The 25,942-nt window shown below is 49.6% G+C and carries 26 protein-coding genes; 21 read left to right on the top strand and 5 right to left on the bottom strand.

The features are described 5' to 3' along the window. Window positions 1-50 precede the first annotated feature (50 nt). The 8 genes from PAEVO_RS13480 (at window position 51) to PAEVO_RS13445 (ending at window position 7,793) form a co-directional block, all read left to right on the top strand. Window positions 51-311, top strand: coding sequence for a stage V sporulation protein S (locus tag PAEVO_RS13480; RefSeq protein ID WP_006211249.1), 261 nt, complete (start codon window positions 51-53; stop codon window positions 309-311). A 91-nt stretch (window positions 312-402) separates the two neighbouring features. After that, entirely contained in the window at window positions 403-1,359 is a 957-nt protein-coding gene (locus PAEVO_RS13475; RefSeq protein ID WP_100538009.1) for a dipeptidase, read from the top strand. A 176-nt stretch (window positions 1,360-1,535) separates the two neighbouring features. Continuing rightward, window positions 1,536-2,108 carry a phosphate propanoyltransferase gene (pduL, locus tag PAEVO_RS13470; RefSeq protein WP_100538008.1) on the top strand — a complete coding sequence of 191 codons (573 nt, stop codon included), beginning with the start codon at window positions 1,536-1,538 and terminating at the stop codon, window positions 2,106-2,108. A gap of 494 nt (window positions 2,109-2,602) precedes the next feature. Beyond that, complete coding sequence (gene miaB, locus PAEVO_RS13465) at window positions 2,603-4,162, top strand: tRNA (N6-isopentenyl adenosine(37)-C2)-methylthiotransferase MiaB (RefSeq protein ID WP_100538007.1); 1,560 nt, start codon at window positions 2,603-2,605, stop codon at window positions 4,160-4,162. 102 nt (window positions 4,163-4,264) lie between these two features. Continuing rightward, on the top strand, window positions 4,265-4,714 hold the full coding sequence (locus PAEVO_RS13460) for a YlbF/YmcA family competence regulator (RefSeq protein WP_009590459.1): 450 nt from the start codon (window positions 4,265-4,267) through the stop codon (window positions 4,712-4,714). Window positions 4,715-4,876: 162 nt separating this feature from the next. Then, window positions 4,877-5,662 (top strand): NUDIX hydrolase, encoded by a 786-nt coding sequence (locus tag PAEVO_RS13455; protein WP_100538006.1) that lies wholly within the window; start codon window positions 4,877-4,879, stop codon window positions 5,660-5,662. Between the two features lie 62 nt (window positions 5,663-5,724). Beyond that, on the top strand, window positions 5,725-6,282 hold the full coding sequence (locus PAEVO_RS13450; protein WP_100538005.1) for a cysteine hydrolase family protein: 558 nt from the start codon (window positions 5,725-5,727) through the stop codon (window positions 6,280-6,282). Window positions 6,283-6,338: 56 nt separating this feature from the next. Next, the gene (locus PAEVO_RS13445) at window positions 6,339-7,793 is read left to right on the top strand and encodes a nicotinate phosphoribosyltransferase (protein WP_100538004.1); all 1,455 of its coding nucleotides are present in this window, start codon (window positions 6,339-6,341) and stop codon (window positions 7,791-7,793) included. Window positions 7,794-7,871: 78 nt separating this feature from the next. On the opposite strand, the gene PAEVO_RS13440 is transcribed toward PAEVO_RS13445, so the two are convergent. Beyond that, window positions 7,872-8,672 carry a hypothetical protein gene (locus PAEVO_RS13440; RefSeq protein WP_100538003.1) on the bottom strand — a complete coding sequence of 267 codons (801 nt, stop codon included), beginning with the start codon at window positions 8,670-8,672 and terminating at the stop codon, window positions 7,872-7,874. Between the two features lie 214 nt (window positions 8,673-8,886). Here PAEVO_RS13440 and PAEVO_RS13435 point away from each other — a divergent pair, with 214 nt between their 5' ends. After that, window positions 8,887-9,885 (top strand): NADPH:quinone oxidoreductase family protein, encoded by a 999-nt coding sequence (locus PAEVO_RS13435; RefSeq protein ID WP_100538002.1) that lies wholly within the window; start codon window positions 8,887-8,889, stop codon window positions 9,883-9,885. Window positions 9,886-9,973: 88 nt separating this feature from the next. Next, a complete protein-coding gene (locus PAEVO_RS13430) occupies window positions 9,974-10,501 on the top strand; it encodes a hypothetical protein (RefSeq protein ID WP_100538001.1) in 528 nt (175 codons plus the stop codon). A 60-nt stretch (window positions 10,502-10,561) separates the two neighbouring features. Here PAEVO_RS13430 and PAEVO_RS13425 read toward each other — a convergent pair whose 3' ends face one another. Beyond that, on the bottom strand, window positions 10,562-11,080 hold the full coding sequence (locus PAEVO_RS13425; protein WP_100538000.1) for a MogA/MoaB family molybdenum cofactor biosynthesis protein: 519 nt from the start codon (window positions 11,078-11,080) through the stop codon (window positions 10,562-10,564). A 107-nt stretch (window positions 11,081-11,187) separates the two neighbouring features. Here PAEVO_RS13425 and PAEVO_RS13420 point away from each other — a divergent pair, with 107 nt between their 5' ends. From PAEVO_RS13420 to PAEVO_RS13385, 8 genes are all read left to right on the top strand, one after another. Beyond that, window positions 11,188-12,276: a CobW family GTP-binding protein gene (locus PAEVO_RS13420; protein ID WP_100537999.1), complete on the top strand. Its 1,089-nt coding sequence runs from the start codon at window positions 11,188-11,190 to the stop codon at window positions 12,274-12,276. A gap of 126 nt (window positions 12,277-12,402) precedes the next feature. Continuing rightward, window positions 12,403-12,741 (top strand): four-helix bundle copper-binding protein, encoded by a 339-nt coding sequence (locus tag PAEVO_RS13415; RefSeq protein ID WP_100537998.1) that lies wholly within the window; start codon window positions 12,403-12,405, stop codon window positions 12,739-12,741. A gap of 167 nt (window positions 12,742-12,908) precedes the next feature. Then, a complete protein-coding gene (locus PAEVO_RS13410) occupies window positions 12,909-14,129 on the top strand; it encodes an ROK family protein (RefSeq protein WP_100537997.1) in 1,221 nt (406 codons plus the stop codon). Between the two features lie 196 nt (window positions 14,130-14,325). Next, window positions 14,326-14,577 (top strand): hypothetical protein, encoded by a 252-nt coding sequence (locus tag PAEVO_RS13405; RefSeq protein ID WP_165789661.1) that lies wholly within the window; start codon window positions 14,326-14,328, stop codon window positions 14,575-14,577. A gap of 182 nt (window positions 14,578-14,759) precedes the next feature. Continuing rightward, entirely contained in the window at window positions 14,760-15,650 is an 891-nt protein-coding gene (locus PAEVO_RS13400; protein ID WP_100537995.1) for an ABC transporter ATP-binding protein, read from the top strand. Next, on the top strand, window positions 15,650-16,378 hold the full coding sequence (locus tag PAEVO_RS13395) for a hypothetical protein (RefSeq protein WP_243390762.1): 729 nt from the start codon (window positions 15,650-15,652) through the stop codon (window positions 16,376-16,378). Before PAEVO_RS13400 ends, PAEVO_RS13395 begins: the two co-directional genes overlap by 1 nt. Before the next feature lie 79 nt (window positions 16,379-16,457). Continuing rightward, window positions 16,458-16,922: a hypothetical protein gene (locus tag PAEVO_RS13390; protein WP_100537993.1), complete on the top strand. Its 465-nt coding sequence runs from the start codon at window positions 16,458-16,460 to the stop codon at window positions 16,920-16,922. A 67-nt stretch (window positions 16,923-16,989) separates the two neighbouring features. Further along, on the top strand, window positions 16,990-17,916 hold the full coding sequence (locus PAEVO_RS13385; protein WP_100537992.1) for an S-layer homology domain-containing protein: 927 nt from the start codon (window positions 16,990-16,992) through the stop codon (window positions 17,914-17,916). 222 nt (window positions 17,917-18,138) lie between these two features. On the opposite strand, the gene PAEVO_RS13380 is transcribed toward PAEVO_RS13385, so the two are convergent. Then, entirely contained in the window at window positions 18,139-20,244 is a 2,106-nt protein-coding gene (locus PAEVO_RS13380; protein WP_100537991.1) for an ABC transporter ATP-binding protein, read from the bottom strand. Then, complete coding sequence (locus PAEVO_RS13375) at window positions 20,245-22,002, bottom strand: ABC transporter ATP-binding protein (protein WP_100539448.1); 1,758 nt, start codon at window positions 22,000-22,002, stop codon at window positions 20,245-20,247. A 576-nt stretch (window positions 22,003-22,578) separates the two neighbouring features. Here PAEVO_RS13375 and PAEVO_RS13365 point away from each other — a divergent pair. Continuing rightward, complete coding sequence (locus PAEVO_RS13365; protein WP_100537990.1) at window positions 22,579-22,884, top strand: HesB/YadR/YfhF family protein; 306 nt, start codon at window positions 22,579-22,581, stop codon at window positions 22,882-22,884. A gap of 46 nt (window positions 22,885-22,930) precedes the next feature. Beyond that, window positions 22,931-23,380, top strand: coding sequence for an NUDIX domain-containing protein (locus PAEVO_RS13360; RefSeq protein ID WP_100537989.1), 450 nt, complete (start codon window positions 22,931-22,933; stop codon window positions 23,378-23,380). A gap of 143 nt (window positions 23,381-23,523) precedes the next feature. On the opposite strand, the gene PAEVO_RS13355 is transcribed toward PAEVO_RS13360, so the two are convergent. Continuing rightward, window positions 23,524-24,036 carry an ADP-heptose synthase gene (locus PAEVO_RS13355; RefSeq protein WP_100537988.1) on the bottom strand — a complete coding sequence of 171 codons (513 nt, stop codon included), beginning with the start codon at window positions 24,034-24,036 and terminating at the stop codon, window positions 23,524-23,526. Window positions 24,037-24,169: 133 nt separating this feature from the next. On the opposite strand from PAEVO_RS13355, the gene PAEVO_RS13350 reads away from it, so the two are divergent. Further along, entirely contained in the window at window positions 24,170-25,915 is a 1,746-nt protein-coding gene (locus PAEVO_RS13350; protein ID WP_100537987.1) for an ABC transporter ATP-binding protein, read from the top strand. Window positions 25,916-25,942: the final 27 nt, after the last annotated feature.

Here is a 25,942-nt window from a genome sequence, read left to right as displayed (position 1 = left end):
AGTAAGCGGAAGCAAACCATCACTCAACATTCCCAGGGGAGGTACTTACCATGGAAGTATTAAAAGTTTCAGCAAAATCCAATCCTAATTCAGTTGCAGGGGCGCTCGCTGGAGTTCTTAGGGAGCGGGGCGGAGCGGAACTGCAAGCGATTGGGGCGGGAGCACTGAACCAGGCCATTAAAGCGGTAGCGATTGCCCGGGGATTTGTAGCACCGAGCGGGGTGGATTTGATTTGCATCCCTGCTTTTACGGATATTGTGATTGATGGCGAAGACCGGACGGCAATTAAATTGATCGTAGAACCTAGATAAATTTCGAATGTTGAGGTATTAGCCTGTTTACTCTCCGTGGTGTAAACAGGCTTTTTGCTGTGGCAAGTTTAGAAAGGAGATGAACGGCGCGATGCGGACGGTTGATTTTCACTGTGACGTTTTGAGCAAAATGTGGGAAGATCCACAAGCCTCCTTTGTGGATGACCCGCAATTGGATGTAACGAAACAGCGCATGGAGGAGGGGGATCTGGCCCTTCAGGTGTTTGCTGTTTTTTTATCGGAGAACTGGGGGAGACCGTCCTTTGAACGGGTGCTGGCACAAATCGATACTTATCGCAGCCGCATCGTCAAACCGGGTCATCTTAAGCCCCTGCTCTGGCAGGAACAACTTCAAGAGATCAGACAAGGGCAGCAGGGACGGTTCGGCGTTCTGTCGCTGGAAGGCGCTGACGGGCTGGAGGGGAATTTGTATTATGTCCAGCTTTTGTTTGAGCTGGGCGTGCGTTTTATGGGGGTTACCTGGAATTATGCGAACTGGGCTGCAGATGGAGCATTGGAGCAGCGAAATGGGGGATTCACGGAACGGGGGCGTCAGCTGGTAGAGCTATGCCATTCGATAGGCATCATTCTGGATGTGTCCCATCTGTCCCAAGCTGGCTTCTGGGAGCTCGCGGAGCTAACCAAGCGCCCCATCATAGCCTCGCATTCCAATGCGTTCTCCGTCTGCCAGCATCCCCGGAATTTGAATGATGAACAGATACGGGCATTAATCGCGCTGAACGGAATGATCGGCATCACGTTTGTGCCCTGGTTTATCCGCAGCGGAGTAGATCGCGTGAAGCCGGAGGACGTATTGTCGCACATCGAGAAAATTTGTGAGCTGGGCGGTGAGAAGCACATCATGTTTGGTTCGGATTTCGACGGGATTGATCAATGGGTCGCCGGACTCGAGCATCCGGGCCGGTATCCGGTTTTTCAAGAGCTGCTGCTTAAACATTATCCGGAATCGATGGTAAAGGGCTGGATGTCGGAGGGTGCCCTCCATTTTCTAGAGCAGAATTTGCCTTCATTGTCAGCCCAAGCATAATAATTTCGCATAACGACCATGATTCGAGGATAACTTTGACAATCCTGTTGCAGATTGCTCAAGAAACGGAAGAAGGCGGCCTGAATCACCCGGGTTGCCTTTTTATTTTTGGGTAATAGAGAGTATAATAGGTGATGGCATGTACAGCATATAGAGAAAAACAAGGAGTGAGACAGATGAGTAAAACTGTACCTGTGGGTGTATCCGCCCGCCATATTCATTTAACCCAAGCGCATATTGAGGCATTGTTCGGCCCTGGATATCAGCTTACAGAGTTCAAACCATTGTCCCAACCAGGACAATTCGCAGCCAACGAAACGGTGGCGGTCATTGGAACGAAGGGACAATTCGATAAAGTAAGAATTTTGGGACCTGCACGTCCTGCAACCCAGCTGGAGATTTCCCGCACGGATTCCTTTGCGATCGGTGTGAAAGCACCCGTGCGCGAATCCGGAAACATCGCCGGAACCCCGGGTATCACGATTAAAGGCCCGGCTGGTGAAGTAACGGTGGATGAAGGCGTCATCGTAGCCGCTCGTCACATTCACTTCCATACATCCGATGCGGATCAATGGGGGATTAAAGACAAGGACCTGCTGAAGGTACGCTTAGGCGGCGAACGCGGTCTTGTTCTGGAGAACGTCATTGCCCGCGTATCCGACAATTTTGCGCTCGACATGCACATCGATACCGATGAAGCTAACGCTGCTGGCGCCAAAACCGGAGACACTGCTGAAATTATTGATTAATCTATAGCTTCAGTAAACCTTCATGAACATACTGTATGTGTCACGCATGTGCTGCTGTTAAGCGTTCGCAGCTGGAAGAGCCTGAGTCGATTCATTTCGATCTCAGGCTCTTTTTTGAAATGTCCCAAGGGTTCCATGTTTCGGGGAGCCTCTTTGAAAGAAAGAGATCATCTGTTTAGGGTTTGGCCTCAATAACGCCAAGGTGGTAGCTTAGGCAATAAGATCATGATATAATTTAAAACAGTGCCTAATTAGAGGTAGTTCAAAAAGTCATCTTTTGATCACGAAGCAGCACATGAAGCTTAATCGACATCGAATATTGAATTCAGCCGGGCCTTCCGGTGCTCACGTAGGTTTTGCCTACGCTCCGCTCCTCAGTCCCTAGCTTCATCCAACCTTCTCGGTGCTGAAAACCTGACTTTTTGAACACGTACTAATTATGATATTTTGTCATGTTAAACCAGAGATTTTGTGGATCTAAGGAGTGACCTAGCATGTCCAAAGAAAGTAAGGACTACTCCAAGTATTTTGATTTTTCAGGAGCCAAAGTTCTCTCGGAAGACGAACACGGGAAGAGAATTCGCATCAATGGCCGGGAAATTAACATACTTTCGGAGCCTAATCATAGACAGGAAAAACAGCGCGGCAAGCAGAGTGTCGAAGTATTGTATGATACCGAGCTGCCGGAAGCGTTTCGAACCATCGGGGCTGGCAAGCATTATATCGTGTATACGTACGGATGTCAGATGAATGAGCATGATTCCGAGACGATTAAGGGACTGCTGGAGCAGATGGGCTACCGGGCAACCGAGGATCGGAAGCAAGCGGACATCATTTTGCTCAATACGTGTGCCATTCGTGAGAACGCGGAGGACAAAGTGTTCGGCGAACTCGGTCACCTGAAGCATTTGAAGACGGAGAAGCCGGATATGCTGCTTGGGGTTTGCGGCTGTATGTCGCAGGAAGAATCGGTCGTGAATCGAATTCTCCAAAAGCACGGCTTCGTGGACTTGATCTTTGGTACGCACAACGTACATCGTCTGCCTCACCTTATTCAGGAAGCGCTCTTCAGCAAGGAAATGGTGGTTGAAGTGTGGTCCAAGGAGGGCGACATTGTTGAGAATCTTCCGAAAAAGAGAGAAGGTCTCCGCGGCTGGGTCAACATTATGTACGGCTGTGATAAATTCTGTACATATTGCATCGTCCCTTACACCCGCGGCAAGGAACGCAGCCGGCGTCCGGAGGATGTCATTGCTGAGGTTCGCGAATTAGCCCGGCAAGGGTATAAGGAAATTACGCTGCTCGGTCAGAACGTGAACGCATACGGCAAGGATTTTGAAGATATCAAGTATCGTTTCGGCGATCTGATGGATGATATTCACAAGATCGATATCCCGCGTGTTCGCTTCACGACATCCCATCCAAGGGATTTTGATGATCATCTGATTGAGGTGCTGGCGAAGGGTGGTAACCTAGTCGAGCATATTCATCTGCCGGTGCAGTCGGGAAGCTCGGAAGTGCTCAAAAAAATGAGCCGCAAATATACGCGCGAGACATATTTGGAGCTGGCCCATAAGATTAAGAAGGCGATTCCCAATGTCGCGTTTACCACCGACATCATTGTCGGATTCCCCGGTGAGACCGATGAGCAGTTTGAGGAGACGCTGTCCCTGGTTCGGGAGGTGGGCTACGACTCCGCTTACACGTTCATATATTCTCCACGCCAAGGAACGCCAGCGGCGGTGATGGAGGATAACGTACCGATGGAGGTCAAAAGCGAGCGTCTTCAGCGTTTGAATGCCGCCATTAATGAGTACAGCCGCAAGAGCAACGACAGGCTGCTTGGATCTACGGTGGAAGTGCTGGTAGAAGGAGTCAGCAAGAACAATGACTCCATGCTGTCGGGACGCACGCGAACGAACAAGCTGGTGCATTTCGAAGGCTCAACGGACCTCGTAGGCAGCTTCGTGAATGTCCGAATTACGGATACGAAGACCTGGTATATCAAGGGGGATATGATCCCGGACACGATTCCTGCCTCGGATGCGGTATAATAGAGGAGCAGGCAGCATTCAAATGCAGCATAGGGCCGCGAATTGAATCCGGTCGGTGCTGCATATTCCCATATAGATGATGAAGAATTGGAGCGATGAACCTTGGCACATGATCATGTTCGTACCAACACATACGGTATGTCAACTTACAATACACGTGAATTGATTATACGCGACGATATTTTGGCAAAAGCCGGCGAGCTGGCGGATTTAATATCCACTAGCGAGGAAGTTCAGATGTTTAAGCAAGCGGAAGAGAAGATCCAGAATCACGAACGTGTCCAAAACCTCATTAAAACCATTAAGAAAAAGCAAAAAGAAATCGTAGCTTTTGAAACGTTCCAGAACAAGGATATGGTCGCCAAAATCGAACGGGAGATCGAAGAACTGCAAGAGGAGATTGACGGTATTCCGCTCGTGATGGAGTTCCAGCAAAGTCAAAGCGACATTAATTATCTTCTTCAGCTGGTCGTATCCGTGATTCATGATACCGTTTCGGAAAAAGTGAATGTGGAAACAGGAAAAGATACGCCGCCAAGCAGCTGCGGATAGATGAAACGAGGTGCGGAATGGTTCCGCACCTTTTCTATTCTTGTTACATCATGCACAGAATGGGAATGAATAGGGCATAGTAAACTTATAAAAAGGATGATGTCAGGAAATCCTTGACATCATCTTTAAATATGTCATAATGAAATTATCAAAATAATAGTTATGGTGATGGAAATGACGGATCGCGAACAGACGCCAAAGAGCAGTGCCAAGAAATACAGAACACCGGATGGTGTGCCCGCCGATATCGTCATGTTTACCTTGACGAAGCGGGAACGAAAAACCTTCACCAAGACATTGCCCCTGCGTGAGCTTAAGGTGATGCTGATCAGGCGCAGATCATGGCCATGTGCGGGTATGTGGGCACTCCCCGGCGGGTTTTGCCGTGAGAGTGAGTCTATTTACGATGCCGCCAAACGGGAACTGAAAGAAGAGACCGGGGTGGACGGCGGCCATTTGGAGTACTTGGGCGTGTACAGCGCACCGGGACGGGATCCAAGGGGCTGGATTATTAGCCATGCATTCTACGCGCTTGTAGAGGAATGGATGCTGGAGCACCGCCAGGCTGCCGATGATGCCGAAGAGGTGGGGCTGTTTACGGTTGCGGAAGCTTTGGAGGAGCTGGAGCTTGCTTTTGACCACAGGGATATCATGTTGGATGCATACCGCAAGATTCAGCAGCAAATGCTGCAAACGACGATTGCGCGGCAGTTTTTACCGGAGCATTTTACACTGAGTGAGTTATATCAGGTCATCCAGACCGTTGTGCCCGAGTTCAACGAGCCCAATTTTATCCGCAAAATCACCTCGACCCGCAGCAGGCAGGGGATACTGGAAGAAGCCCGGGATGAGAACGGCAAGCCGCTAAACTCCAATCAATACTCCCAACGGCCTGCCCAGTTGTATCGATTTACGGATCATGCACCACTGCTATCCATTTATACGTAGGATGGATTCACCCGCTGTTATTTTATCGATCACATTAATCATGTTGTAGAGGAGTGTGTCAGATGAAAGCCTTGATCGTGATAGATTTCACGAATGATTTCGTGGATGGCAATCTGCCCGTAGGCGAACCGGCCATCAACATTCAAAGCACAATCGCTCAGCTGACTAAGCTATACAGCGACCGTGGTGATTTTGTTGTAATGGCCGTCGACCTGCATGAGCACAATGACGCTTATCATCCCGAAACCAAACTGTTTCCTCCGCATAACATTCGGGGAACCCGTGGGCGGGAATTATACGGTGAACTTCAGCAGGTATATGAGGAACGCAAGGATGCCGTCTACTGGATGGATAAAACGAGATACAGCGCATTTTGCGGTACGGATCTGAATCAGAAGCTGCGGGAACGTGGGATTACCGAAGTCGATCTCGTCGGCGTTTGCACGGACATCTGCGTGCTGCATACTGCAGTGGATGCTTATAATGACGGATATCGGATTACGGTTTATGAAGATGCCGTCGCAAGCTTCAATCCGGAAGGACACAAGTGGGCGTTATCCCACTTTCAAGGAAGTCTCGGGGCATCGGTAGTACGAAGTGAGGAAGTTCTTAATCAATAGACAGCTTGAACACCCGGAAGCAGAGTTGAACCGGGGAACAGTGGAGGATGATCGTGATGCTGACAGCAGGATTAGCACTGCATACGGACAAATACCAGATCAATATGATGTACGCTCACTGGATTAATGGCTCTCACCATACGCGTGCGGTGTTTGAGGGGTATTTCCGGAAGCTGCCATTCGGCAACGGATACGCGGTTTTTGCCGGTCTTGAGCGGATTGTACATTATATTGAGTCCTTGCGATTCTCGGAGGATGATATAGCGTATTTGGCTAAACAGGAAGAGAAGTATAAACCTGAATTTCTGGAGGAGCTTCGCCGGTTCCGTTTTCAAGGGAATATTCATTCCATGAAAGAGGGGGCGCTGGTATTCCCGAATGAGCCGCTCATTCGAGTGGAAGGCACCATTTTTGAAACACAGCTGGTTGAAACGGCACTCTTGAACTTCATGAACTTTCAAACCTTGATCGCAACGAAAGCATCCCGTATCCGTCAGGTTGCCAGCGGGGATACCTTGCTGGAGTTTGGCACAAGACGTGCACAGGAAGCGGATGCGGCGGTTTGGGGCGCGCGTGCTGCGTATCTGGCCGGTTTCCATGCGACATCGAATATGCTGGCAGGCGAAAAGTTCGGAATCCCGACAAAAGGTACGCATGCGCATTCCTGGGTGCAGACCTTCCGGAGCGAGCAGGAGGCATTTGATATCTTTGCCGAGGTTATGCCGGATCAAGTGACGCTGCTGGTGGATACCTTTGATACGTTGAAAAGCGGGATTCCCCATGCCATTGTAACGGCGAAGAAGCTGGAGGCCCAAGGGAAGCGTATGAATGCCATTCGTCTCGACAGCGGGGATTTGGCTTACCTGTCGATTCAGGCGAGGAAGATGCTGGATGAGGCCGGTCTTCACTATGTCGGCATCGTGGCGTCCAACGATCTGGATGAAGGTACGATTCTGGATCTGAAGGCACAGGGTGCCAAGGTCGATACTTGGGGCGTCGGTACTCAGTTGATTACGGCGGCCGACCAGCCTGCGCTCGGAGGCGTCTACAAGCTGGTGGAGCGGGAGGTTGACGGCAAGATGGTACCAACCATCAAAATCTCCGGCAACCCTGAAAAAGTATCCACGCCAGGCAAAAAGGAAGTGTACCGCATCATATCCAAGGGCAGCGGCAAAGCAATCGCCGATTACATCTGCTTCCCGGAAGAGGAGATGCCCCCGGAAAGCGGTAAGCTGAAGCTGTTTAATCCGCTGCATCCTTACATGCGCAAGAACGTGAAGAATTTTGAAGCGGTGTCCATGCTTGAACCGGTATTCATGAATGGCGAGCTGGTGTATGAGCTGCCGAAGCTCGAAGAGATTCGCAGCTATCATGATGCGCAGCTGGATCAGTTCTGGCCGGAGTATCTGCGGAAGCTGAATCCGGAAATTTACCGTGTTAATCTGAGTGAAGAGGTCTGGGAAGTGAAACAGCGGATGATGGCCGAGTTCATGGAACAGCATGAGGATTAGGTTTTAGAATACAGAAATTAAAAAGACGCTTTTCTGTCTTGCCGCTTGGCAGATGAAGGAGCGTCTTTTTGTATCCTGCTATAAGTCAAGTCGATCCACCATAATTCCATTGACGTCATGGGCAGTGAGATGAACCTTATCCATGTTCTCGAGCATGCCCGGCGGGTATTCGTAGTACCAAATGTACAAATCTTCACTGACATATGGCTTGAGTTGCTGATAATGTATGGTATGGACCGGCTGACCATTTACTTGGACCTGAAAGGGTTCCAGGCTTCTATATATGCCAAGGACGAGTGATGAATACTTGTCTGTCTTCGAGAATACGGAGGGAGAAGAGGAATCTTCAGCAGGAGGGTACACTATTGTTGCAAATGAAGTGTTCCATCCGAACCATCCCTTGGTATAGGTTGATAAATGCAATCCTGTTCCAGGTGTAACCAAGAGAGCATACGCCTTGTTCGGCGATGATTCTGGTTGTATGATTTCAGCATGATCAACCCTGAAAGATGCCTCAAGAAAAGCATGCTTCCCATTGAACACGGCCGCTTCAACTGTGCGGTGTGTGCTCCTGTATTCGTAGAACCCGGTAAACAATAGGAAGAGTAGACTGATTAATACGTATACTTTGAGACCAGGCCGGGTAATGATGGGGAATACTCTGAAGATTAGCCGATACAGTGTTAGAATGAGCCCCAAGCTCAGGAAGAACACGAGAAACGAGCCGGTAATGCCTCCTGATTGTATAGGAATACCAAGGGCTTCAAAAAACTGGCTGATCGGTTTATAAACGACCGATAACAGAATTAACGTCACCAAAGTGAGTAAGTACGAGAAGCGGTAGGATCTACGTTTAGATCCATCATCAAAATGAGTCATAACGTGGATTTCAACTCCTGCTGATCATTTTTTTATGAAAGTATTCTTTTTCCATAATAACATAATTCTGATTATAAAGGACGATGCTGGATCATTTCTCGGGAATGCGCACAAGTCGCCATATTCCGAGTGTATGGATGACGCTTCGACATTCATGGTGCAGATCCTGATGGATAGACCAGTAATACCACCACTAACCTAAGGAGTGATACATATGTACAACGAAACCGAATTTCAGGCCTACGTGCTGCGTCAAGATGAGCAAGGGGTTCGCGGCAGCGTGGAGAACCTGAGTTTGAAGCAACTGCCCGAAGGTGACGTTATTGTCCGGGTGTTATACAGCGGGGTTAACTATAAAGACGGGCTGGCCAGCATACCGGAAGGAAAAATTGTTCGCCGGTACCCGTTCATTCCGGGCATTGATCTGGCAGGAACAGTTGTGCATTCCACTCATGCAAATTACAAGGAAGGCGATTCCGTCCTCTGTACCGGTTATGAATTAGGGGTATCTCACGAAGGCGGGTTCAGCCAGTACGCACGGGTTAAAGGAGAATGGCTTGTCCCGCTGCCGCAGGGTTTGTCCCCGCGTGATGCGATGGCCATCGGAACCGCAGGTTTTACGGCTGCATTATCGATAGAGGCCTTGTTACGGAATGGCCTGCAGCAGGAGCAGGGTCCCGTCCTGGTTACGGGCGCGACGGGGGGAGTGGGCAGCTTCGCAGTGTCCATCCTCAGTCAGTTAGGCTATCGCGTGACGGCATCCACAGGGAAATCCAGTCAGAGGGACTGGCTCTTACAGCTGGGAGCCCATGAAGTGATATCAAGGGCAGAAGCTGCGGCAGCCTCCAAGGGCGCCATCTCTGCCGAGCGATGGGCAGCAGTGGTAGATCCGGTCGGAGGCAACCAACTGGGTTCACTTCTGAAAAGCGTAAAATATGGAGGAAGTGTCGCTGTTTCCGGTATGACAGGCGGCGGTGCTTTTGATGCGACGGTGTTTCCGTTTATCCTTAGAGGCATCAATCTCCTCGGAATCGATTCGGTATACTGCCCTATGGCCTACCGCCGCTCGGTATGGTCGAAGCTGGCCGGTGAATGGAAGCCGGCATCCGTGCTTCAAGAAGGAATTACGGAATACAGACTAACCGATCTGCCTGAAGTGCTGAACACCATCCTGCAGGGCGGGGCGGTTGGAAGAAGCGTCATCGCTCTATAATAATTGGCTTGAAATTCGCATAATGTTCCTCACCCGCAGGCATCCTAAGGGAAGGCAACCTTTGACACCTAAGGAAGGGTGAGTGAACATGAATTACCGCAGAATCGTTACCGCTTTATTGCTTTGTTCCATTCTTGTCATATCGGTCGGTTGTTCCCGGCAGGTGGCCAGGGACGAGATGCGCCTATATAACATGAGGGCTTACGAGGAAGGTTCCAGGGAGGCCCGCATATCGGGGCGGGGCTTGAACGGAAAATTCCTTGAGGATCTCCAAGCCTCGTTCAACCAGGTGGGCATGCCGTTGACCAACGAAACCTATGCGGAGGACAACGTCGGCAATATCACGTATCAATACCGGATCAATTATGATGCAAGCCAGTTTATTACCGTGTATGTCTATCAGGATCAAGCGGCCAGGGAAAAAGGGATCAAGGAGATATACGGCGTTGCAGAAGGGGATGCCAATGCGGCCGGCGGGCATAACCTGATCGTGAGCGACCAGGAAACGTCCATCGTATATACGTCGACGGGCGACAAAACGGATAACTATTATGACCAGGTCAAAAAAATAGCGCCCTCCCTGCTCGCCAAACATCAACGACGCGCCAGCAGTTAGAGTGGAGAAAAGGCCGGATGCACGTATGCATCCGGCCTTTCGCATGGTGCCCGGCTTTTGTTATGATCTGTGTTTATCCAGCTCATATTTGATGTGCCGCAGCTCAGGCAGCAGAATACGGTTCATCGCAAGCTTCACAGCTCCAGTAGAACCCGGCATCGAGAAGACTGCGGTGTTGCTTAACGTGCCACCGATCGCGCGGCTTAAAATAGCCGCAGACCCAATATCCTCAGTAAAGCTGAGGAAGCGGAAGATTTCGCCGAATCCGGGGAGTTCCTTATCGAGCAGTGAAGATACCGCTTCATAGGTGGTATCCCGGCTGGATATGCCTGTACCGCCTGTTAAGAGGACGACATCAATCTCCGGATGGCTAACCGCGGAATAGATCGTTTCACGGATCGTTTCATAGTCGTCCTGTACAATGCTGTAGGCCACAACGGCATGCCCGGCTTCTTCGAGCAAGCCGATCATAAGTTTACCACTCTTGTCCGTGTCCTTGGTCCGCGTGTCCGAGACCGTAATCACCATACAGTTCACGGAAGCGGGGGATTGCTGTTTATGTTCTTGCGCTGAATTCATGGCGATGACAACTCCTGTTAAGTTAATGGCGGGACGCTTGCAGTAGATGGATGAAATGTAGTACACTCGCTAGCATAATAAACGATGCGCGCAAAGGAGTATGGAACGTGGAGCACGTAACACCCATTTATATTTTATCAGGTTTTCTCGGCAGTGGAAAAACGACATTGCTTAGCCGCCTCATTGCCTCTTTCAAGCAGCAGGGTTTGCGGCCGGCCATTGTCATGAACGAGATCGGCGAGGTTAACATTGAAGGGCTTGTCGCCGATGAAGAGGTACCGACGGCAGAAATGCTGAGCGGCTGTATCTGTTGTACCATTCGATCCGATTTATCATCTGAAATCGCAATGCTCATCCAGCGGGAACAGCCGGATGTCATCGTCATTGAAGCGACGGGGATCGCCAATCCGATGGAAATTCTGGACGCGGCCGCGGAAGCTGCTTTATACATGAGGATTGACGTGAAAAAACTAATCACCGTCGTGGATGCCGCGCATCTGCTGCATTTGAACATAGAGCAGAAGGGGAAGACCTATCGTTTGATGCAAGAGCAGATTCGTGCAGCCTCGGCGCTCGTCCTCAATAAGATGGACCAGGTGAACGATCAAGACAAAGAGACGATTCAGCAGCTGGTCGAGCGCTGGAATCCGTATGCTCCGATTATGCCCGCGGTGCGCTGCGACTTGAATCTTGAAGAACTGCTGCAGAGCGGTCCACATGGCCAGGATGAGCATTCGCACGCGCATGATCGAGAGGGCAGGGAAGCCCGAGAGCATGCAGATAAGCACGAACATGCCAACCACCATGAACATACCCACAGGGATGAGCATGACCACAGCCATGAACATACCCACAGCCATGAGCATCTCCACAGCCACGACCATGCACATGATCATGGTTCTCATGATCATGTCATGTCGTACACATACTATTTCAGCCATCCGGTAAACAGCGTGGAGTTTGAACGATTGATAGCCGGGCTGCCAAGGGATGTATACCGGGCCAAAGGGATTCTCACCTTTAGCGATACCAACAGCCGTTTTTTGTTCCAGTACGCGTTCCGCGAATCCGATTTTATGAAAATAACGCCCCAGGGCCAAGTACCGGATGTGGTGGTGTTTATCGGGGAGCATTTTCAGAAATCACTGCTGCGGGAGCAGCTTGAAATGCTGGAGGGGAAGGCAAGTCGGGCATAAGTCAACAATCTCTTGATCATATTGGGCAATTGTACCTTGGGTCTTTCTGGCCAATGTTTGATTCAGAGGGCAGTCGAGCGTTTAATACAAAGGCATAGCGTAATAACTACAAGGAGGATCTATCCAATGTTAAATGAACTCAAATATAAAGAATGCATCGAAGCATGTCTCCAATGTATGAACGCTTGCAATGTATGCTATGTGTCCTGTCTGAAAGAATACGAACTGGCCAAGCTTCGCGATTGTATATCACTCGACAGAGAGTGTGCCGATATATGCGCGTTTGCGGCTCAAGCCATGTCACGAAAAAGCCCATACGTTAAGGAAATTTGCGAGCTGTGCATGAAGGCGTGTCTTGCTTGCGCCGAAGAGTGCGGAAAGCATGATCACGAGCATTGCAAACAATGTGCCGAGGCGTGCCGGAAATGTGCCGAAGCATGCCGCGAAATGCTAAATCACATGTAAGTCAACAAGTCACCATCGGTTGATATAACAAAGCCTGATTTCCGAAGAGGAAATCAGGCTTTTTAGTTGGAGCCTGAGGGAATGGATTTTACTAACTCTGAATTTTCCCCTATGATAGATGTGTGAGAAAGCAAGTACAATTATTGGTAAAAGAATGAGGTTTTAACATGAACAATTCAGTTGGTAAGAACAATCGGCATGTCCGGAACCTGAATCGTATCGGCATTATCGGGCTGCTTCGTGACTACGGCAGTTTAACGAAAGCGGAAATCGCGGCCAAGATGAATTTAACGTTTACTGCCGTTAATAATCTGGTGGAAGAGCTGATGAAGGATCGATTGATTATTGAAGCCGGATTTTATGACGATTCCAGCCGCGGCAGGAAGCCCAAACTCATCTCCTTGAATCCCGGCGATATTTACACGGTCGGAGTACATATCAGCGCATCCTCCGTAAGGGCGGCCGTCATTAATTTGCAGGGAAAAGCGATGACGGAGAAACGCTGCTCCTTCGAAGATAATACCAATCGCGGAAGCGTTGTGAATATGATTATCTCCACGATCCAAGCCGTATTGGGCGAGTCGGGCCTGAAGTCCCAAATCATTGGTATTGGCGTGGGAGCTCCGGGACCGCTCGATCCGGAACAAGGCAGGATATTGACACCGCCCAACCTTCCCGGGCTGCATCAGGTACGATTAAAGGGACTGATCGAGGAGAATACGGAGCTTTCAACCCAAATCGAGAAGGACGCTAACGTTATGGCACTCGGTGAGTTATGGTACGGTAACGGCAGGCATTTCAACAATTTGGTGTATGTGGATGCCGATACCGGGATCGGGAGCGGACTGATCTTCAATCAAAAAATATATCAGGGTTACCCTTTTGGAGCGGGTGAGATCGGGCACTGTACGATCGATATTGACGGTCCGCGCTGCAATTGCGGCAATTACGGCTGCCTTGAAGCGATTGCATCGGGTATTGCTATTGTCCGCAGAGTCGGAGAGGAGCTGCGGCGCGGAGCTGCCAGTTCTCTTAAATCCTCGTATGATGGCAATGAACGCGGTTTGGACGTCACCGATGTGATTACGGCCGGTCTGGATGGAGATCAATTAGCTGCCAATATGCTGAACGAATCGGCACGCTATGTTGGCATTTCGCTGGCTAATGTCATTAATCTGCTGACGCCGGAGACCATCATCATTGGCGGGGTTCTCGCTAACCGGTATCCGGATTTCTTCGAATATGTAAAAGAAACATCCTATAACAGAAGCCTGTCCAGCTTCCATAATAAAATCGTGCTTCAGCCATCCGAGTTGGGAGAGCATGCCGGTATCATTGGGGCCGGAACGATCGTGCTTGAAAAATACCTGAATGAAATGAGTGAGTAGAGGGGATAAAGAGACCCTCACCCGGATTAATATTGAATCTAGTTCAAGAATCTTGTGTAAAATATCAAAAAAGTATAGACCTTTAATTGTGTAAGCGCTGATAATTTCATTATCACTCATTAATTATTGAATATCGTTTAATAATTGCAGGAGTCTAAAATGTTTACTACTACCAAATACAGGGGGCAATGTGATGATGAAGAGGATCAGGTTTGGCATGATGCTGTTAATCTCTACGCTTTGGATGTCTGCTGCACTGGTCGGCTGCGGTAATGGCAAGAAAAACGGATGGGGGCAGCCGGAGACCCTCGTTCTAGGCAAGCTGAGTTCTAGCAAGTTAAACTTAAGAGCGAATAAACAAAAAGGCGGCCTTCTGGGCCGTCTTCGCTATGTTTTATCGTCTTTCCTGATCGGTGCTTCGAATGCCATTTTGAACATGGCAACCTAACGCTAATCTTCTGGATTTATGTCAAGTTTCGGAAGATAGAGCCGTCTTGAAGTACATATATGTCGTGTTACTGTCATGTCAGGATGAGTCCTTTGTCTACCGAGCTTGCGATGTTGTGTTTACAGGTAAAATAGATCTACAATACATACAGCACCAGAATACGTGAACAGGAGTTGAAATGTTTGCAGGAGCTATTGGAATTGAACGGAATAAACAAGCGTTTCGGCAAATTCGCCGTCTTACATAACATCAATTGGAGCATTTCCCCAGCCGAATGCGTCGCTATTACGGGAAGCAATGGTGCGGGAAAGAGCACCCTGCTGCACATAATAGCCGGGCTTGCTATCCCATCGGAAGGATCCCGGGTCGAGTACGAATCCTCGCTCCGCGTCGGGTATGTTCCGGAGCGCTTTCCTGCGCTTCGGTTTCATCCTTCCGAATATTTGCGTCATATGGCCAACATTCAGGGCATGAACAAGCAAGAAGCGGGGAAGCGAATTGATGCGATGCTGAATGTGTTTCAGCTGCAGGACATGAAGATGACATTATGTTCCAAGGGTATGCTGCAAAAAGTCAATATCATGCAGGCCCTGCTTCGTCAGCCCGATCTATTGGTTCTGGATGAGCCACTATCGGGATTGGACGAGCCTTCCCAAATGGAGATGATTGGCATACTAAGTGAAATCAAAAGACAAGGGACAGCGATCGTAATGTCCGTACACGAGCCGCTGCTTATTGCTTCGCTGGCCGACCGGGTAACGCAACTCCGCCGGGGGCGGATCGAACGGGACGGAATGCTGGAAACCGGTTCGGAGACGGGACGGATGAAGTTGGAATTCACGCGTGTTACCCAGGACAAAATGCTGGAACTGGAACGCCGTTCAGGATTTCACTATTGGATATCGAGAGGTAATCCTGCATCGATGGTAGTCTCACGGCAGGTCGCGGATGAAATGCTGCTGGATATTTTACAGTCAGGCGGTTCGCTGACACGGCTGGAGCCCTGGAGCGGAGAGAGGGCAGAGCAAGTGCACTCAACCCCCGGTCAATCAATGCAAGGGGAGGGAGCATAATGGGATCATTGATTCATTACATGCTTGCCAGCTACACGAGATCCTATCGATATTTTGCGCCGATTGCTTTTATATTGATATCGGTGGTGTTTATCTACTCCTACCGGCCCAACCCGATCATGGACAGTTATGCCGTAACGGCTGCATTTCTGTTTGTCGGCTCAGCTTGGCTTGGTTTGAACTTTCTCAATCATGATCAAGGGCGTCAAACGATGCTCCTCATCGTTCATAGCGGGAAGGCCATACGATATTATGCCGCCCAATATTTAACCGTAAGTCTTCTATCGATTCTATTCAGTTTATTGGCTGTCTTTTATCCGATCGTATTTGGAATGTTTGATAAGCCGATGACATTATCTCAGTTTGCTCTGGGTTTTCTGGGCCATGCTGCATTGTCCTTGCTCGGCATTTCACTTTCCGTATTTTTTCAGCTTGGCTTTATGGAGAATCAGGGAAGAGCGGCAGGTTTGCTGTTAATCGTTATCGTTATTTCATTAGCCGGGCAGTCCATCGTTCAGGATGATATTGTCTATTTGAGAATGGTTCCTTATGTGCTGCCGCCTGTCTCTGTTATGATTGATATGCTCATTCATGCTGACGAGCGTTCCCGGTCCGTATTATTCATGACGATTGCATATACGTTCATATACAGCTTCATTTTGCTGGCTGTTTATCTATGGAACGCCTGCCGTAAGGATGCGGCAAGCATGATCCGAAAAGTAGGTTGAAGTAGGAGTAATCTTCCTTTACCATAGGGATATACACAAATAGAAACGGTAAAGACAGCCAATACTAGAGGAGGATACCATGAAACAATCTCGACTGATGGACAGTGACCACTCCAAAGAGCTGTTTGCCTATTTCGGATTAGCGGTGTATTATTCACAAGCGCTGGAGCAGCAGCTCGCGAATCTGTTGATGCTGATTAAGCTTTCCCAAGGGAATGTGCCTTCAGAAGAAGATTTCACCCAATTATATCAGCGGAAATTAAGCAGCTCTCTGGGCCAACTGGTACACGAGATCCAGCATTACTTTCCATTCTCCGAAGAAGAAACGGTTCAGTTAAAAGAGGTCTGGAAGCAGCGTAACTATATCGTTCATGATTATTTCAAAGAGCGGATTCATGAGACGTTCAGCCCGGCTGGCCGTTCCCGAATGATTCGGGAGCTGACCGCATTTAAGGACCAGGCTCAGGCGCTGGAGCAGAAGCTGCAGGGTTATTCCCGTGAAATGTATGTAAAGCTTGGCCTGGACAGCGAAAAAAGCGTGTAAAATAAATTAGGGCTGAGATGAAACATATTCCAGCACCTCTGCGTCAGAAAGATTAGGAGGTGTAATTATGAAAAAAACTACGAAATTGTTAACTGCAATGCTTGTCACTTCGTCATTGCTCGGTGCCGGCGCCGCCTCTGCATTCAGCGATATTCAAGAGGAGAAGCCATTGCAAATGGTGAAGGAGCTGCAATCGAAAGGAATTATTCAAGGAGTTAGTGCCGACAAATTCGCTCCGGCCAAAACAATAACGACTGCCCAAGCGGTGCAGATGATTGTGAATGTTGCCGATCTGAAGGTACAACCAAATTTTACGGGCCGTTCGTTTGACAGTGTGCCGAAGGATGCCTGGTTCGCTGATGCTGTGAATATAGCGGCTCAGAACGGATTGTCCGTATCGGCAGACATGAAATGGAACGAGCCGATAACCCGTGAAGGGTTTGCGACATTGCTCTCGGAAGCGATTCAGAAGACCGGAAATTATCCCGTGGTCATGATGTATCTGCATGTGGCCGACGAGGATCTGATGAAAGAGGAGAGCAGAGGAGCGGTGCAGTTCCTGCTGTTAACGAAGATTGCTAAGCTCGACGCTAACGCCAAGTTCCACCCAACGAAGAGTTTAACGCGAATTGAAGCGGCAGAGCTTGCGTACAATTCCATCCGATTCATTGAGGAGCATCAGAAGAACATGATACCCGAGGAGCCGGGACAATCTGACCCGTCTGTGAGTACAAGCGTCGTTAAGGTGGATGATGCGCAGAACAAGGTCACGGTAACTAAGGAAGACCTACCGAATCCGGGGTACGGCATTAAAATTACGTCGGTCGACTATGTTAGCGATACCGAAGCCGTGATCTACTACAAAGTTCTTCAACCCGATCCGGACAAAATGTACCCGCAAGTCATCTCCAAATCTTCGGATGACGTGCTCGTGCCTTCCAAGTACACCAAATTCACGGTCAAAGCTGAAATTGCCCTTGATTCGGCAAAGTGATGCTTGTCATGTACCGCCAGAATACAATGTAAAAAAGAAGGCTGTTCCCAAGCGAATGTTACATTCGATAGGGGACAGCCTTTTTTAGATGCAGAAAGAATAAACTTCGAAGCAGGGACCTTCCTGATATCGTAGGAAAACTACCTCAAGCAGAGGTCTGTCTTCTGTGCACGTCGATAGACGTTTTTCTAATACTACTACGTTAGTTTCACCTAACTTGGTCTACACGTGGCCCCCGGCCAGCTTGCTGTTGGAAGCGGTAAGCACCGTTTCCTTCGTCTCTGGAACCGAAGCCGAGCTTCCTTGCTGAAGTTGGTACATTTTAAAATATCTTCCGCCCAGGGCCATCAACTCGTCATGGGAACCTTGTTCCACAATTTCTCCGCGGTGAAGGACCAGAATCTGATCGGCGCTGCGGATCGTGGATAAGCGGTGGGCGATGATAAAGGTCGTGCGTCCTCGCTTTAGCACCTCAAGGGCTTCCTGAATTAAGGCTTCCGTCTCCGTATCGATGTTAGCGGTGGCTTCATCGAGAATCAGTATGGCCGGATTGAACGCAAGAGCCCGGGCAAAGGAGATTAACTGGCGCTGCCCGGCGGACAGTGTGCTGCCTTTCTCTAGCACTGGCTCATCAAAGCCTTGAGGAAGATGAGCGAGCAGCCGGTCGGCCCCTACGTCGCGCAGCGCCTGCTCCACCTGGTCCCGTGTAATGCCCGGATCACCCAGGCTAACATTCGAAGCAATCGTGCCAGTGAACAGGTAGGGGTCTTGCAGCACGATGCCCATATGCTTGCGGAGCCATTGCTTTGGAATATCGGTAACGGGCTGCCCATCAATGGTAATCGTGCCTTTCTGCGGATCATAGAAGCGGAACAGCAGATTGATGATGGAGCTTTTGCCGGAGCCGGTATGACCCACAAGCGCCACGGTTTGGCCCTGCCTCGCTTCAAATGAAATGTCTTTAAGCACATAGTCCTTCTTGTACGCGAAGGATACGTTTTGGAACTCCACATTCCCTAAATATCGCGGCATGCTGCCGTCCGTTACTTTCTCGCCTGTTTCATCCATCAGCTCAAATACCCGTTTGGCGGAGACGATGGAGGTATCGAGCGCGGCCAGCTGGTTAACCATGCCCGTTATCGGCTGGAACATGCGGCCAAGCAGATCAACGAAGGCGTAGAGGACGCCGATCGAGACGATGCCGGCACCGTTCAATGATGCAGAACCGAAATACCAGAGAACAACCACAAAGGAAACGTTACGCAGCACATTCACCAGGTTGTGCGTGGTGAAGGAGTTCAGATTGAGCATTTTGTTCTGATGAGCCATATAGTCCGCATTCAGCGCTTCGAACTCTTCTTGGGTCGCTTTTTGGCGGCGGAATACACGGATGATGGCCATACCCTGAATGGATTCATTAATGATGGCGTTGATCTCGCTCAGCCGGGAGCGGATGACCGTATTGTATTTGGTTGCAAATTTGCGGTACAGGATGGTCCATACAATCAACATCGGGATAACAAACAAACTGATCAAGCCCAGTCTGACGTCCAGAAGGAACAAGGCAACATAGACACCCGTAATATACACGGCACCGGAGCTGAAGTTGGATAATACCGCAACAAACAGATCCTTTACCGCTTCGGTATCATTGGTTACCCGGGAAACGACTTTGCCTGCCGGCAGATTATCAAAGAAGTTGACGGGCAGCCGCTGAATATGGGCATATACATCGGTACGCAGCTTTTGAATGACCCGATTGGCTGCCGATTGCAGCCAGTAGGTTCTGCCGAATACCGTAATCATGGAGATCAGCAGACAGATCAGGAACAGGCCGACGAGCTTGTAAATGCTGGGCAGCTCGGGTTTATAAAATTCAAACAGCTGTTCTTTGGTTAATTTGATGGCCGGATATTGCAGTTCTTCCGAGGCATAGGAAATTGTCAATACACCATCCTGGAAGGAACGGTTTCCTTCGGTTCGGGTTACCGGCTCATCAATGAAATAGAAGCTGCGGCCAGCCTGAACCAGGCGTACTTCCTGTCCTCGCGTCTCGCCTTCTTGAAAGCGATCCTCGCGTTTATAATAAGTCCCGTTATAGGATGCGGCGCCCTGGGCGTTCGTCGTCTCGTAATAAGGCCGCTCGATGCCCAGAATATGCTCATCGATCATCGTTTTTGCGATGAAGGGGCCAGCAAGCTCTGCGGCAACGCCGATGGCCAGCAGAATCAAGGCGGTAATGAAGGTGCCCTTGGCCGTTAAAGCATAGCGGAACAGCCGTTTGGCAATTCCGGATTCATTCGATATGGTTGTATCGCTTGGAGTCAATTAAGACACCTCCTCCGAGGTCAGATTGTTTTCTACCTGCTGGCGTTCGAATTGCTCACGGTACCAGCCGCCGAGCTCCAGCAGTTCATCATGGGTTCCTTGCTCCGTGATTCGACCGTCCTCCAGCACCACGATCATATCGGCATGCTGAACGGCCGAGAGTCGATGCGTGGAGATCAGGGTCGTTTTACCGGCGCGTTTGCTCCGGATATTATCGATGATTCTGGCTTCCGTCCGGGCGTCCACAGCGGACAAGGAATCGTCCAATATTAAGATTTCAGGGTCGCCGATAAAAGCTCGGGCCAGTGAGACCCTTTGTTTTTGCCCGCCGGACAGCGCAACGCCTTTTTCGCCTACAAGGGTATCAAGGCCATCGGACAGGGTAACCAAATCGCGGTCAAAGGCGGCGGTGGTGATGGCTTCCATAATCCGTTCGTCGCTGGCATCCTTTTTGCCGAATTGGATGTTCTGACGTACCGTCTTGGAGAACAAGATCTGCTCCTGCGGCACATATCCGATCCAGCTGTGGAGCTGGTCGGTTGCCAGCATCTCCATGGGGATATCGGAAATGAGGATATCGCCGGTCCCGGTAGGGTACTCATGAAGAAGCTGCTTCAGCAGCGTCGATTTGCCGCTGCCCGTGCGTCCTACGACGCCGAGCGTCTGGCCTTTTTGCAGCGTAAAGTTAATATTTTTCAAATTATCAATCGTAGAGGTCGGGTAACGGAAAGTGACATCCTTAAATTGAATCGTATCCGGTACCTTCACGTCTGCAGGATTTGCGGCGTCGGTAACATCCGGCGGGGTCTTTAAGGTTTCGTTGACCCGATCCAGCGAAGCGTTTCCGCGCTGCATAATGTTAATCAATTCCCCGATGGCGAACATCGGCCAAATCATCATCCCGAGGTACATGTTGAACGATACGAGATCTCCGAGTGTGATTTGATTCTGGAACACCAGGTACACACCGTAGGCTAAACCGATGACGTAACTGAGACCGATGGAGAAATTGATGGTTGGTTCAAATAAGGCGTCCACTTTGGCTACCGCCAGATTTTTACGATATACGTCATCCGTAATGTCCTGGAAGCGCTGCTGATCGGCGCGTTCTTGTACATAAGCGCGGACGACACGCACACCGGCTACGGACTCCAGAACCTGGTCGTTCATGTCACCGAAGGCATCCTGTGCCAGTGTGTAGCGTTTGTGAATGGCTCTTCCGTAGATGACCATGCCAATGGCGATGATCGGCATGGGCAGAATGGCCGCCAGCGTCAGCTGCCAGCTGACAATGAAGCCCATAGCGAAGAGAACGACTATCAAGTAGATGGTGGAGTCGGTCATGACGAGCATCCCGAAGCCGGCAGTTGCTGCCACGGAGCGAAGATCATTCGTGGCTTTTGCCATAAGATCTCCGGTACGGTTACGTTCGAAAAACGGCGGAAGCATCCGCAGCAAATGGTTCATGTACCGGGTACGGAGCAGGCGTTCCACGAGGTTCGCTCCTCCGAATAAACGGTGCATCCATATGTAAGTGGCACAGTACACGACAGCAACGATACCGAGAATCATGAGCAGATATTGGACGAGGGAGGCCCACGTTATAGAACTGCTGACGATATCGTCAATCGCGTTTCCGAGCAGAAGCGGCGGCAGTAGCTCTACCAGTCCGCAAAAGATGAGAAGCGCAAGGCCGATCAAGTAACGCTTTTTCTCTTGCTTGAAAAACCAGCCTAAATTTTTAAGTACAGCAAACACATTATCCCTTCCTTTCGTAGGTCGTTCTGGCATCATATCATCCGTAAAAACCAAAAAAAGCACATCATCCGGCGACGGACGATATGCTTCATTAATTTTGAACTTATCATACGCACGGTGATCATGACTTCCGTGCAACGGTTAGCAGCTTCGTTCTGATCATTCTGGCAATAAATGAACGAGGCTTGATGATGATGAGACAGCACCATTGGGGAGTCGATCCATATTTAATTGTAGGAAATAATGATCCTGATGATCTTGATCCATCGCAAACAATTTAAACATGTCACTCACCCTTTCTTCGTAATTTACATTTTATTCAAATCGATCTACTGAATTTTATCACCATGAACTGGAATGTGTCAAACTTATTTTTCAGGATCATCGTAAGATATTCGATAGTGAAGGTAGGTTAGAACCTTATGTCACTATTTTATTATCAAAATGATTTGTATCCTAACGTACGTATGCGTTATGATAATATTGCAACTAAATATGGATACCGTCCCTAAGATCTCCGGTCTGCTAACAGATAGGGGTCAACATCATATGACGTCTAAGGAGGGTGTACGACACATGCAAATTCAAGTCAGCGATCAGGCGGCACGGTGGTACAAGAAGGAACTTGACCTTCAGGCAGGCACGTTCGTTCGCTTCTTTCCACGATATAGCTCAGGCGGAGGCCTCCATCCCGGCTTTTCGCTCGGTATCTCGGTAGAAGAACCAAGAGAAGCGGGACTGACGGAGCGTTCCGAAGAGGTAACATTCTTTATGGAAGAACAGGATTTATGGTATTTGAAGGGGTATACGCTCCGCGTGAAATATGAGGAATCCTTGGATGACATTTCGTATATTTATGAAGAAGAGGGCGCAGTAAATTAACCTGATGAGAGACTGCAGCGCCATCTAGGGAAAGGAGGTTCCCAAGATGAGCGTATATCACCGTGATATTCGCCAATACATCGGCAAACGTTCGGTGGTCCGCGTAAAAGCGGCGGTGCTTGTGCTGAACGATAATGGAGAGATCCTGCTCCTGAAGCGGCAGAACAAGGACGAGTGGGGACTTCCAATCGGAAACCTGAAGCCCGGCGAAGCTCTTGAAGACACAGCGTCCAGAGAGCTGTGGGAGGAGAGCGGCCTGACAGCGGATGATATGCGACTCTTGGACCTTGTGTCTGGTCCGGAGTATATGAAGAAGCAAATTGGTGGAGATGAAGTGTATTATGTGATAGGTGTGTACGCGGCAACCGGTCTGCACAGTGCCATTCATTTGTCCCCTAATACGGAAGTGTCTCTTAAATATTTTGATTTTCAAGCATTGCCCGTTATGGATGCGATCACGGTCCGCCTGCTGGACAAGATAAATAAGAACAGCTGAGGCTAAGTTAGTGGTGGCAGTTTTATACGCCTTAAATTCCCCGCACGGGGAATTTTTTTCGGTCAACATGAGGAGTCCCTGCCCCATTCAAACCGGGGGGAAGGGACTCCTTTTGCCATGCGAAGGTGTGTACCTATGATTCATTATGGCTGCTCGGACAGCGGGACCTCCAAAGCAAAGTCAAAATCGTCGATATCATATACCTGAACGGGAAGAGCGCTTTCGACGATACGCTGAATCAATTCGTATTGATCAGTCAGTATGGGAGCCTCGGCTCTTTGGGATGCCAGCAGCAGCTCGGTTTCGACAGGATCGAAGGATTCCCCATAGGGTGCGGTGTCCATGGTGTTCATGACCGAGACCCGGGTACTTTCACTCACGGGAATGGTAGGGCTCTTGGACCAGGGAACCTGCAGGGCGCGCTCGATTTTCTTTTTGTTCAGCGGCTCTTCAAAATAGGAAATCAATTCGCCGATCTTTATCTTGACGTGCTGGTCATCAGCACTGCTATTCATGAGATGTTCTTCGGTGGTATGAAGCTCATATAATTCCAAAATGGTAGTGTACGGAATGATATACTCGACGGGTTTAGGTGGTACTAACAGCTGACCGTAAATGGCCAGCATGACGGCCTCCGTCACGAAAATTCTGGTCATGACTAAATCCTCCTGCAAGACATGATACAATTCATAAGTTTAGAACTAATAAAGCATTGAAGTTCATAAATGTCAACTGCCCGTCGCCTAACATCCGCGTGGAAGTTGCTTAAGAAAGGGGCTGTGCTCACCTTTGAAATCATGGAAAATCTATTATCCATTCGTTAAGCCCTATATGAAGTGGATCATTCTGACCCTTATTATCGGCATGATCAAATTTGCAATCCCGTTATTGCTGCCCATGATCATGAAATATGTCGTGGACGATCTGCTGATCAACCAGCAGATGACCATCGAACAGAAAATCCAGGATCTGATGTGGATTCTTGCCGGGACACTGGTGCTGTTTGTCGTTGTGCGTGGTCCGGTGGAATATTTGCGGCAGTATTTTGCCCAATTCATTACCAGCCGTATTTTATTTGATATGCGTAATCGGCTATATGCCCATCTGCAGCGTCTATCCCTTCGTTACTATCAGAATACCAAGGTAGGCGAGGCGATATCGCGCTTTATCAATGATGTGGAACAATCCAAGAACCTGGTAGAAGTCGGTATGATGAACATCTGGCTGGATATGTTTACATTGCTGTTCGTATTAATCGTTATGTTCTTCATGAATCCCGTTCTGACGCTGGTTGCCATCTCGATCCTTCCTCTCTACGGGTTAGCGGTGAATTTGCTGTATAAGCGGCTTAAGCGTCTGACCAAGGACCGGTCGCAGGCTCTTGCCGGCATTCAAGCGTACCTGCATGAGCGAATTCAAGGGATCTCGGTCATCCGGAGTTTCACCCTTGAGCGTTACGATCAGAAGAAGTTCGAAGGCATCAACGGTAATTTTCTGAAAAAAGCGATGGCGCAAACCCGCTGGAATGCGCTCACCTTCTCCATTATCAACACGCTCACCGATATTGCGCCTATTCTGGTTATCGGTTATGGGGGATACCGGGTGATTCAGGGAGATCTGACCTTGGGTACGTTTGTTGCCTTCTTTGGCTATCTCGACAGGCTGTATGCACCCCTGCGCCGCCTGATCAACTCATCAACGGTGCTGACGCAGGCCTCAGCGTCGCTGGAGCGGGTCAAGGAGCTCATGGACGAGCCATATGACATCGTGGACCGTCCGGATGCCAAAACGCTCAAGACAGCGGGACAGATCGAGTTTGACCGCGTATGCTTCAAGTACAATGATGCCGCGGGCTGGGTGCTGCAAGATATTAACCTGACCATCAAGCAGGGGCAAACGGTCGCATTTGTCGGCATGAGCGGCGGCGGCAAATCGTCCCTGATCGGATTGATACCGAGATTTTACGATGTACAGCAGGGAGCAGTGAAGGTGGATGGTCACGATGTCAGGGATTTGACGCTGGACAGCTTGCGCGGATCGATTGGCATGGTACTGCAGGACAACTTCCTGTTTAGCGGATCCGTTCGTGAAAATATTCTGTTTGGCAACCCGGAAGCGGATGAAGATGCAATCGTCGCTGCTGCCAAAGCCGCCAATGCGCATGATTTCATCACCCAGCTGCCGCAGGGCTATGAGACGGAAGTGGGTGAACGTGGCGTCAAGCTCTCGGGTGGGCAGAAGCAGAGACTTGCGATCGCCCGTGTCTTCCTCAAGGATCCGGACATTCTGGTACTGGATGAGGCGACTTCGGCGCTGGACCTGGAGTCCGAGCATCTGATACAGCAGGCGCTGCAGTCCTTGTCCAACAACCGCACCACTTTGATCGTGGCTCATCGCCTCTCAACCATTACGCATGCCGATCAAATCGTGGTGCTGGAGAATGGGAGAATTACAGAGCAAGGCACGCACGGCGAGCTGATGAATCTGGATGGAAGTTATGCCAGACTATACAACGTGCAGCATTTGGAGAATTAATATTAAAGACCCGTCCTTCCAAGGCAT

Source organism: Paenibacillus sp. GM2FR (assembly GCF_002803325.1).
GTDB lineage: Bacteria > Bacillota > Bacilli > Paenibacillales > Paenibacillaceae > Paenibacillus_AQ > Paenibacillus_AQ lautus.
This window is presented reverse-complemented; position numbering and strand designations above follow the sequence as displayed.